At 64.3% G+C, this 11,171-nt stretch carries 7 protein-coding genes and 1 tRNA gene; 6 read left to right on the top strand and 2 right to left on the bottom strand.

Annotated features, from left to right (window positions below):
* The first annotated feature begins 41 nt into the window (after positions 1-41).
* The 6 genes from R2669_RS07995 to R2669_RS07970 all read left to right on the top strand — a co-directional run bounded on the left by R2669_RS07995 (position 42) and on the right by R2669_RS07970 (position 6,526).
* A tRNA-Ile gene (locus R2669_RS07995) sits at positions 42-129 on the top strand.
* 740 nt (positions 130-869) lie between these two features.
* Positions 870-2,465: a DUF2957 domain-containing protein gene (locus R2669_RS07990; RefSeq protein WP_147218037.1), complete on the top strand. Its 1,596-nt coding sequence runs from the start codon at positions 870-872 to the stop codon at positions 2,463-2,465.
* A gap of 90 nt (positions 2,466-2,555) precedes the next feature.
* Entirely contained in the window at positions 2,556-3,815 is a 1,260-nt protein-coding gene (locus R2669_RS07985) for a DUF2957 domain-containing protein (RefSeq protein WP_316889649.1), read from the top strand.
* A 74-nt stretch (positions 3,816-3,889) separates the two neighbouring features.
* On the top strand, positions 3,890-4,714 hold the full coding sequence (locus R2669_RS07980) for an OmpW/AlkL family protein (RefSeq protein WP_147214618.1): 825 nt from the start codon (positions 3,890-3,892) through the stop codon (positions 4,712-4,714).
* Between the two features lie 112 nt (positions 4,715-4,826).
* Positions 4,827-5,318, top strand: a complete 492-nt coding sequence (locus R2669_RS07975; protein ID WP_027680914.1) for a hypothetical protein — start codon at positions 4,827-4,829, stop codon at positions 5,316-5,318.
* Between the two features lie 212 nt (positions 5,319-5,530).
* Positions 5,531-6,526 (top strand): MBL fold metallo-hydrolase, encoded by a 996-nt coding sequence (locus R2669_RS07970; RefSeq protein ID WP_102066503.1) that lies wholly within the window; start codon positions 5,531-5,533, stop codon positions 6,524-6,526.
* Positions 6,527-6,542: 16 nt separating this feature from the next.
* On the opposite strand, the gene R2669_RS07965 is transcribed toward R2669_RS07970, so the two are convergent.
* Together R2669_RS07965 and R2669_RS07960 are read right to left on the bottom strand one after the other, a co-directional pair.
* On the bottom strand, positions 6,543-7,820 hold the full coding sequence (locus R2669_RS07965; protein WP_316899533.1) for a branched-chain amino acid ABC transporter substrate-binding protein: 1,278 nt from the start codon (positions 7,818-7,820) through the stop codon (positions 6,543-6,545).
* A gap of 25 nt (positions 7,821-7,845) precedes the next feature.
* Positions 7,846-11,157, bottom strand: a complete 3,312-nt coding sequence (locus R2669_RS07960; RefSeq protein ID WP_316899531.1) for a carboxyl transferase domain-containing protein — start codon at positions 11,155-11,157, stop codon at positions 7,846-7,848.
* Between the last annotated feature and the right edge of the window lie 14 nt (positions 11,158-11,171).

Genomic DNA, 11,171 nt, shown 5'->3' with positions numbered 1-11,171 from the left:
GCCCGGCCTAAGCGCCGGGTCTCTTTTTTTCCTGTTTGACAGGGCCGGACGCCGTGCTGGTTGCAGGCAGCGGACTCATAATCCGCCTCCGAAAGGACACCGTGGGTTCGAATCCCACCCGGCCCACCATCTTTTGCTCCCCCGCCTTTTCCCTCGGTTCATCCGCGTTTGCGTGCCCATGGCACATGGCCGTCTTCTGTTCGTTAGCGCGCGTTATTGTTCGGGATCGTATTTTGCTACGCCTGCAGTTTTCGGCGAAATATATTCATTTCGACATATTTGAATAACGTCTCAGTGCGTAAGCTTTCCCCCAATTGGAGGGGGGAGTTTAAAACGCTTCAAACGAATCGGTTTCATTCTCTCGTTTGAAAAGTCGCCGAACCGCGCCGTGCCTGCTTGTACGGGAGATTGCGGGAGTTGTTTTGAATGAAATCTCTATTTACTTCATACTCTGAGCGGACCATAGTTTCGGCCATAACGATAAGTAAATAGCCAGTAGCGTACCCTTCGGAGACACAGGATGTTACGCATTCAAAACGGGCCCTTCCAGCATTCCGCTTCTGCGCGTGCCCACGCGCGTCATCGCCATCGTCGTCGCTGCAGCTGCGGTGGCGGGGCGGGTCCACGCTAGTAACGTTACCTCGATTGTTCTTGGGATCGGCGCCCGGCCGATCTGCGTGAGACCGGCTGGCCGTCGGTTAACGCGACCAAAGCACGTCCGTCGTTTTTGTCGTTTGCAGGTCGATCTGCCGATGGGGCAGGTCGTGCGCTGTCGGCTGTCGTTTGCCGGCAGGCGGGGGTATTGACCGGCTGTTGCACACATTCGCCGGCCCAAAACACAACAAGTTTCAAAACGTGAGGAGACAACCATGGGTAGTCGACGTCATCTTTTTGTTGTCATGGCAACCAGTTGCATAGTGGCCATGCCGTTTATTGGCGGGTGCGGTGGGGCGGACGACCCCGGCTCGTCGGATGTGGCGCAGTGTTCGGGCAGCTCTTGCCCGCCCAGCGGAGCCGTCACCACGCCCAGCACGCCGACAAGTCTTTGCCCGGCGGCGTTGGACTACACGACCACGTACACCGGCGGCTCCGGCAGCGGCGAGTACATCAAGGTCAAATTCGACACCAGCAAGAACACGTACCAGATGCAGTTCCTCGAGTCGTCGGTGCCGACTTCGGCGGGGCAGGTCAATACGACGCGCAAGGGGTTGACCATTGATGGCACGTTCGTCCATCCGACGAACCTGCCGACGCCCGAGCAGAACCGCTGCGCTTTCGTGCTGCAGTCGGGCAAGACGGCGGACAACAGCTACGCGATCACGGTCAATCCGCAAGACCCGCCGATGCTGTTTGTCGGCCAGGGCATCGTGGGTGGCGGCATTCCGGGGGCGACTATCCAGTTTGACGGCATCCAGCCGATTCCGGGGGTCGTGATTGGCGCGGTGCCGTCGCGGACGTTTGATTTCTACCCGTTCCTGGGCTTCTCCGAGACCGTGACCGATTTCTCGCAGGTCGCGGGGCGCTACAACCAAGTTGGCGTGCATGTCACGCCCACGGGTTCCGGCAATCAGACCTCCACACCGCAAGGCTGGCAACCCGATGCTGTCAACTGGACGCAAACGCTGAATGCCGACGGCACCTGTACGGCGGAAGGGATCGATTATTCCTGCCACACGACCGGCACGCCGTGGACGCTGCGTCAGAACGCCGATGGCTCGCAGGATAACGTGTTCGTCAGCAACCCGACCAGCAGCAGCGTGCCGTATCCGTATGTAGGCCAGGTCTCGCCGCTGGTGCTGCTGGCGCCGAGCCAAGCCAAGGGCATTCTGATTGCCGGCAAGCTCAACGGGCAGGTGGTGCCGGTGGTGATCCGAGTGGGCTACTCGCATAGCGATGCCGCGAACTTGCTGGCTTCGGTGGCGGATGACCAGATCGGTATCTCGATCCTCTCTCCTGCAACGGCAATCCCGGCCAACGCGCTCAAGGGCGGCTATGTTGGTGCGACCAGCGGCTCGGCTTGCGGTGTGGTCACCAACAACGGGCCAAGTGGTGCGCCTGCCAGCGGCAACGGCTTGAACGCGACGGTCGATCACCCTGAACTGTCAGGCTCCTATAGCGGTGGCTTCTTCCACGCGAACGCCGGTAACTGCAGCGATGGCACGGCCGTGTCGACGTTGGCCGCCAACTACACCTCCACGCTGTTCCAGAACGGCACCGCCGCCTTCATCAACCCGCTTACGTCACGTGTGACGGCGCAGTTCGGGCTCGACTACACGCAAAGCTCGCCGGGCAAGTTGATCGTGACCGCGCAGAACGACTTCAACGCGCAGGGCGCCAGCGGCAACGTTGCGTTGTTCAAGGCCGGCGACACCGGCGTAGCGGTCAAGGTAGGCAACGTGTACGCAATGCTCATGAACAACAACAAGTACAACCCGTTCTTCACGGTCGGCGCATTCGTCCAGTGAGGCGCGCAACAACGAAACCACATGCGGCGGCGTGCGTGACCTGTGCACGCTGCGCCGCCGCGACGGAACAACAACACGGAGGAAACGCAAATGCAATGGCGTAAATGGTTGGTCGTGCTCGCTTGCGCACCGATGGTGACAGCGTGCGGAGGCGGCGGTGATGATTCGCCCGCTCCGGTGATCCAGCGCCTGTGTCCGCAGGCCATCGACTACAACACCGTCTTCACTGGCGGGTCGGGTTCGGGCGAACTCGTGAAGGTGCAGCTCGACACGACGAAGATGACGTACCAGATCACGTATCTGGCCTCGCCGATTCCGGTCAAGACGGGCACCGTGGCGCCCACCCGCGATACGGCGCCCAACAACGTGCAGACCGGCACGCTCACGCAAGAGACGGCGCTGCCGACCGAGAAACTGAACCAGTGCGCGTTCCGCCTGAATAACGCGAGCCTCGATCCGAGCCGTCCGGCGCGGTTCTTCCTGGGGCAGGGCGTGCTGGGCGGCACGATTCCGGGGGCGACGATCCAGTTCGACGGCATCGTTGGCGTGGGCAAGATTGCGCAAACCACGTTCCCGTATTACCCGTTCATCAGCTTCTCGAACACCGAGACCGATCTGAACAAGATTGCGGGCAACTACAACCAGCTGGGCTACCACCAGGTGCCGTCGCAGAACTTCTCGCAGCAGGCGGTCGATGCGCGTTTCACCATCAACGCGGACGGCACCTACACCGAGTGCGACAACCTCGGCGTGAAGAACGGCGGGGCGTGCCTGACGTCAAGCGCGACGGTCAACCAGAAGCTGACGCTGCGCGGCGACGCGCCGGCCTTCACCACGCTGAACTATCAGCCGCAGGTGCCGGCAACGGTGTCGTCGCTCGACCCGGCCAAGGCAGGCAAGGGCGTGATGATCGTGGGCAAGCTGTATGGCCAGCTCGTGCCGATCTTCATTCGCGTGGGCGCCGCCAACTCCGATCTGACGGCCGGCCCCCCGGTGGCGGATGACGAGTCCGGCATTTCCTTCATGGCGCCGGTCGGCAACATCGCGCAGGGCTCGCAAGACGGCGAATACACGGGTGTGGACAGCACGTTCAACTACCGTGCGACGGCGCTGGTCGGTGCGCAGGCCACGATGCTCGATCCGTTCAACGCATCGCAGGCTGCGCTGGCGCGACCGCTGAACCTCGACTTCACGCAAGCCGTCCCGGGTGTGATCCGCACCACGCAGACCAGCGCACCGGCCGGCTCGGCCCCGACGGGCAAGCTGATCTTTACCGGCAAGACCTTCGGCTTCCTGGACATGAGCGATACGAAGAACCCGTACTTCACCGTGGGCGCCTTCGTGCAGTGACGTTTCCGGAATAACACGCCACGGGGCGCGGCACAGACAACCGCGCTCCGCTCAGAACAACAGGAGGAAGCATCATGAAGAAACTGACTGTCGCATTGATGGCGGCCTGCGCATCCGCAGGTGCCATGGCGCAGCAGGCCGGTGACAACGTGGCGACGGTGGGCTGGTTCCACATCATGCCGCAGGACTCGAGCAACAACCTGACCACGAGCGTGATCAATGCGCCGATCAATGATCCGCTGCGCTTGCCCGGCAGCTTCACGTCACCCAACAGCGGGCTGCGCGTGGGTAATGCCAACACGCTGGGCCTGACGCTCACGCACTTCTTTACCGACAACATTGCGCTGACCACGATCGCCGGCGTGCCGCCCGAATTCAAGCTGACCGGACATGGCGTGATCCGCGCGCCCGGGCCTGCTGGCGCGCTCGGCCACGTCGATCTGGACGACCCGTCCAACCAGCCCGCCGTGCGCAAGGCGCGTCAATGGAGCCCCGGGGTCATCCTGCAGTGGTACTTCGGGCACGCGCAGTCGACCTTCCGTCCGTTCGTGGGCGTGGGTGTGGTCTACAGCTTCTTCACCAACATCGAGCTGAATCCGTACTTTGCGGCGGCCGTGAATCGCGAGCTGGGCAGCGTGCTGGCGGCGGGGGCGGGCAAACCGGGGCCGACGTATGTCGAGGGTAAATCGTCTTCGTCGTGGGCGCCGATCTTCAACCTCGGTGCGAGCTACGCGATCAACAAGCAATGGGCCTTGACGGCAACGGTGTCGTACCTGCCGCTCAAGACCGAAGCGGCGACCGTCATCAAGGCGGCGGACGGCACCACGCTGGCCACCACGAAGACCACGCTCAAGGCCAATCCGATCATCACGTTCGTTGGGGTGTCGTACAAGTTTTAGCCGGGTGTCGGCTGTCTGCGCCTGGCTAATCGGCGCGGCGTGAATCGAGCGGGAACCGGTTTGCGCCGCATTCTTAAGGCGGTTTCTACCGTCAGTTCTAGTGAGGCAATAAATGAGCACACGTAAAGTCGTATCTCTTGCAGTTGCACTCGCACTTGCCACCGTAGCAGCCACACCCGCACTTGCCGTCACCGTCTCGCGTGTCGATGGTCAACCGATGAACCCGAATGGCGAGCCATTCTCGGTCACCGGCCAGACCACGCTGTCCAAAGGCTCCATCAGCGCCAATTGCACAGCGACCTTCACCGGCACGATCACGCCTTCGGGCATCGTCAACATCACGTCCACATCGTTTACCGGCGGCGGGACGTGCGGCCTCATCTCCGGCGCGACCCCGTGGACAGGCCAGGCCGACAGCACCACCCAGCTGTCGATCAACAATGCGGCGGTCAACGTGTTCCTGCTGGGCAGCTGCGGCCCCAGCAAGGTCGTGACGGCCTGGAACGATCCGAACTCGTCGCTCACGTTTACCAACGCACTGCTCACGCCGGACTGTACGGTGAGCGGCACGGTGGTATCGACGCCGAAGTTCCACGTGCAATAAGCACGTACCCGGTTGACGCGCGGTTGCGCAGCCGCCGTCGATTGGTCTGAAGCATGGGCCCGGCATGTCGGGCCTTGTTTCTTTTTATGCGGCGCATTTCCCTCTGGGCAATACCCCTGTCGCCAATGGCGGCAACGCAATGTGCCGAGGCGGTGGCATGATCCGGCTTTTGCCGCTGCACCGGGGCAGCGGCCTTTTACGGGAGCCAAGACATGCGTTTGCTTACTTCAGTCGCCGTGGCCGCAGCGATGGTGGCGTCCATCGGATCCGCCTATGCCCAGACGCCAGCATCTGCCGCCGCCGCGCCAACGCAACAACGCACGCAAGTGCCAGGCTATTACCGCATGGCGCTCGGCGACGACGTGGTCACAGCGCTCTACGACGGCTACACCGATCTGCCCGCCAAGACCCTGCTTGGTCTGAACGCGCAATCCGTGCAGAGCCTGCTGGCGCGGATGTTTGTATCGAACACGCCCGGCATGCAGACGGCGGTGAACGGCTTTCTGATCGACACGGGCGCGAAGCGCATCCTCGTCGATACGGGTTCGGGCACGTGTTTCGGCCCGACGATGGGCGGTCTGGCCGGCAACGTTCGCGCGTCCGGCTACCAGCCCGAGCAGATCGACGCCGTGCTTCTGACGCACCTGCATCCGGACCACGCGTGCGGTCTGTTGACGCCGCAAGGCCAGCCGGCCTTTCCGAATGCGCAGGTGTATGTGGCCGCGCCGGAAGCCGATTTCTGGCTCAGCGAAACGATCGCCGCTTCCAAGCCGAGCGACATGCAGCCGTTCTTCAAGATGGCGCGCGACTCCGTGGCGCCGTATGCGGCAGCGGGCAAGCTCAAGCAGTTCAAGCCGGGCGACGAGGTGGTGCCGGGTGTGCGCTCGGTCGTCGCGAACGGGCATACGCCGGGGCACAGCGGCTATCTGTTTGCATCGAAGGGACGCAGCCTGCTCGTCTGGGGCGACCTCGTGCACAGCCACGCGGTGCAGTTCCAGCACCCCGAGGTCGCGTTTGAATACGACGTCGACAAGAAGGCCGCCATCGCCTCGCGCCGCAAGCTGTTTGCAGAAGCAGCGCGCGACAAGCTTTGGGTGGCCGGCGCACATCTGCCGTTCCCGGGCCTGGGCCACGTGCGCCGCGACGGCAACGCCTTCGCTTGGGTGCCAATCGAATACGGCCCCCTGCGCACGGACCGCGCTGATTGATTTTCGGCCCGACCGTTTAAGCGCCCGCCGGCCGCTTCATTTTGCAAACGGTCGGCAGGTCCAGGTCTTTGGCTGCGGTTGTGCTCTCGGTCTTGTGGCCCCATTGGGTGCCGTCGTAGCCGACCTTGACGGTCTTTCCGTCCACCGGCGCGATGGTCGAGACCACCTGCGGGAGCAGCAACTGGTGGTCGACCTTGCGCATCGTGACGTCGCCGAGAAAGCTCGGCTTCTGCATGCCTTCCAGCGCCAGCGCAATCTTCAACGGGTCGGTCGAATTGGCTTTGCGGATGGCGTCCGTCACCAGTTCGACCGACAGCACGGTGCGCGGCGCGAAGTGCTCGCCGGCGGGCGTCTGCCGCACGCGCGCATCCATCTGCATCAGTTGCGCGTTGCCGTTGCCCGGCGTCCATTCCGACACCCAGGTCACCTTGCCGAGCTTGGCCTGCGAGACGGCGAGCACCGTACCCGGCGCCCCCGCGCCGCTGTGGTTCAGATAACGCACGTCGTAGCTCATGTCGCCGGCGGCCTTGATGAGCAGGTTCAGGTCTTGCCCCCAGTTGCCGGTGAGGAGCGTGTCTGCGCCCGTCGCCTTGGCCTTCGAGACGTAAGGCGCGAAGTCCTTCACCTTGCCGATCGGGTGCAGTGTCTCTCCGGTGAACTGCACGTCGGGCCGCGCGGCCGAGATCATCTGCTTGCCCAGCGACGCCCACAGCCGGCCGTGCGCGTAGTCCTGGTTCAGCGAATACACCTTGCGGATATCGGGCTGCGTCTTCACGAAGTTGGCCAGCGCGCGCATCTTCATTGCCGTGTTGGCCTCGGTGGCGAAATGCCAGAAGCTGCAATGCGCGCCCGTCAGGTCTGGGTCGATCGATGCGTAGTTGATGATCAGCACACGGCTGTTCGGATTGCGCTCGTTGTGCTTGGTGGCCGCATCCACCATGGCCGCCACTACAGAAGAGCCAGAGCCGCCGGTGAAAACAATCTTCGCCCCCGCGTCGATGGCGCTCTGCAGCGCCGACAGACTGTCTTGCGCCGAGAGCTTGTTGTCGTAGGTCGACAGCTCGTAACGCGCACCGTTGAGCACGCCTTGCGGCTGCGCGTTGGCATCGTCGATACCGAGTTTCAGATTCGCTAGAAACTGCTCGCCCACATTCGAGAGTGGCCCGCTCAGCTGATCGATGAACGCCACCTTGATCGGCGCCGGGTCTGCGGCATGGGCCTGCGGTGCGAACAGCAACGCTGCCGCACAGGCCGATGCGGACAACGGACGGGCAAAGCGGATCGCTGCGGGCATGTCTCCTCCTTGTGTGTGTTCTCGGCTACCAGGTGTCGATGAAGCGGCGTGTGGCGGGGTCGCGTGTGTGCCTCGGCGGGGCGGGCGGCGCCGATTGCAACCCGCGCAACAGCCAGCGGCGCGTATCGGCCGGGTCGATCACCGCGTCGATCTCCAGATAGCTGGCGATGTTGAGTGCGCGGCCTTCCTCGTAAGCGGCATCGACCATCTTGCGGAATAACGCCTCTCGTTCTGCCGGGTCTTCCACGGCTTCCAGCTCTTTGCGGTAACCCAGACGGATGGCGCCTTCGATGCCCATGCCGCCAAACTCGCCGCTCGGCCACGACGCGGTGAACAGCGGTGCGTGAAAACCGCCGGCTGCCATGGCCATCGCCCCAAGGCCGTAGCCTTTGCGCAGCACGACGGTGAAGAAAGGCACGCGCAAGTTACCGGCCGTTACGAACATGCGGCTGACGTGGCGGACCGTGGCCGTCTTCTCCGCCTCCGGCCCGACCATGAAACCCGGTGTGTCGCACAGCGAGACGATGGGCAGATCGAATGCGTTGCACAACTGCATGAAGCGCGACGCCTTGTCCGCCGCCGCAGAGTCAATGGCGCCGCCCAGATGACGCGGGTTGTTGGCAATGCAGCCGAAGGCGCGGCCCTCGATGCGGATCAGCGCGGTGATGATGCCCACGCCGAACGCCTGACGCAGTTCCAGCACAGACCCTGTATCGGCCAGCGCATCGATCACGGCGCGCATGTCGTAGCTGCGCATGCGATTTTCGGGAATCACGTGTCGCAGGTGGCGTACGTCGCCGGCTTCCCAGTCGGCGAGTGGCCCCTGGAAATAGCTCAGGTAGCGGCGCGCGGCGTCGACCGCTTCAGTTTCGTCTTCGACGAGCACGTCGATCACGCCATTCGGCGCCTGCACGTTGACCGGGCCGACCTCCTCGGGCGCGTAGACGCCAAGACCGCCGCCTTCGATCATGGCGGGGCCACCCATGCCGATGGTCGCGTCGCGCGTGGCGATGATCACGTCTGCACAGCCGAGCAGCGCAGCGTTGCCCGCAAAGCAGCGGCCCGAGACGATACCGACGGTCGGCACCAGCCCTGAAAGACGCGCGAAGTGGATGAAGGTCGGGCAGTCCAGGCCGCTGACGCCACGCTTTTCAGTGTCGCCCGGCCGACCGCCGCCGCCTTCGGCAAACAGCACAACGGGCAGCTTCCATTGCTGCGCCAATTCCAGCGCACGGTCGGTCTTCTTGTGGTTGAAGGTGCCCTGCGTGCCCGCCAGCACGGTGTAGTCATACGCGAGCACCATGCAGCGCGCGTCCTGATCGGGGAACTGCGAGCCGTTGACGGTGCCGATGCCGGTGATGATGCCGTCGGCCGGCGTCGAGCGGATCAGGTCGTCGAGTGCGCGGCGCTGGCGTTGCGCTGCGATGGCGAGTGCACCGTATTCGATGAACGAGTCGGCGTCGCACAGGTGTGCGATGTTCTCGCGCGCGGTTCGCTGCCCGGTCTTGCGGCGGCGGGCGACGGCCTCCGGACGGTTCGCGTCGAGGCCGAACGCATGGCGCTCGATGACGGCTTGCAGGTCGGGGCGAATGTGGTCGAGGTCGATTTCGGCATTGGCGGCTGCGGTGTCATGTTGTGCGTCGGCGGGCTGCAGCACGGCCAGCGGCTGGCCTTCGCGCACCGTTGCGCCTGACTGCGCGCAGACCTGCAACACACGACCAGCAGCCGGTGCGGTGACGACATGCTCCATCTTCATCGCTTCAATGACGGCCAGCACCTCGCCGCGCGCGACGGTGGCACCGGCTAGTGCATGCATCTGGATCAGTGCGCCATCCATCGGCGCCGTGAGCACTTCAGCGTCGTCAGGAAGGTCATCGACGAATGACGTTGCGGGCGTCAGGTCCGGGGTGGCGGCCGACGTGGCGTGCAGTGCGGGATGCGCTTCGCCGTTGCCGGCGGCCAAGTCGGCGAGCTTCGCATCGAGAAACTGCGTGTGCACGGCGTTGGCCTGCACGTCAGCATCGCGCAGCAGGTCTTGCAGCAGCCGCTTGTTGGTGGCCAGCCCTTCGATGCGGAATTCGCACAGCGCGCGGTACGTCTGTGTCAGCGTCTGCGCATACGTGCCGTGCGGCGCGTGGACGATCAATTTGGCCAGCAGTGAATCGAAGCGCGGGTTCGGGCGGTAGCCCGCATAACCACAGGTGTCGACACGCACGCCGGGGCCGTTGGGCGGCTCAAATGCGGTGAGCGTGCCGGTGGACGGGTGCGGCTGGCCGCCTGCGTCGAGGGTCTCCGCATTGATGCGCACCTGCACGGCGTGGCCACGCGGTGCGATGGGCCGCTCGAGCCCCAAATCCGTGAGCGACGCACCTTGCGCCAGCGCCAGTTGTGTCGCGACCAGGTCGACGCCCGTCACCATTTCCGTGACCGTGTGTTCGACTTGCACGCGCGGGTTGGCCTCCATGAAGTAGAAGGTGGCGTGGGGCGTGCCGGCGCCTTCCACGAGAAACTCGAAGGTGCCGATGCCGCTGTAGCCTGCCGCCTTGGCGAGCGTGACGGCGGCCTCGGCAATGCGTGCACGCAGCGCATCGTCCAACGCGGGGCTGGGCGCGATCTCGATCAGTTTCTGGTGGCGGCGCTGCAGGCTGCATTCACGCTCGCCGAGGTGCGTAACGTGGCCGTGCGCGTCTGCGACGATCTGGATTTCGATATGGCGCGGCGCGGGCACCAGCGCTTCCACATAGACGTCGCCGCCACCACCTGCGGCAGTCGCTTCAGATACGCAGCGCGCGTACGCGTCGGCAATGGCCTGCGCATCGTGCACGGCGCGCATGCCGCGTCCACCGCCGCCGGATACGGCCTTAATCATCATGCCGTGCGAGGGCGGCAGCGCGGCGAAGAAGGCGCGCGCCTCTTCCAGCGTGGTCGCGCCTTGCGTGCCGCTGACGACGGGAATGCCGGCCTCGTGTGCAAGGGCCCGAGCGCGTGCCTTGTCGCCGAAGAGATCGAGCACGCGCGGCGGCGGTCCGATGAACTGCACGCCGGCCTGTGCGCACTGTCGCGCGAAGGCGGCGCTCTCGCTCAGGAAGCCGTAGCCCGGATGCACCGCATCGGCACCAACTGCGCGTGCAGCGTCGAGGATGGCCACACCGTCGAGATACGCGCGCGGGCCGGTTCCAGGCAAGGGCACGGCTTCATCGGCGCGCAGCGGATGCAGCGCGTCACGATCGTCTTCGGAATAGATGGCGACGGAGGGCAAGCCCATGGTGGCAGCTGCGCGGGCAATGCGAATGGCGATCTCGCCGCGATTGGCGATCAGCAGTTTGCGAAACGTCATGGAGCGGAGGTGGG

The organism is Ralstonia edaphi (assembly GCF_958350185.1).
Lineage (GTDB): Bacteria > Pseudomonadota > Gammaproteobacteria > Burkholderiales > Burkholderiaceae > Ralstonia > Ralstonia edaphi.
This window is presented reverse-complemented; position numbering and strand designations above follow the sequence as displayed.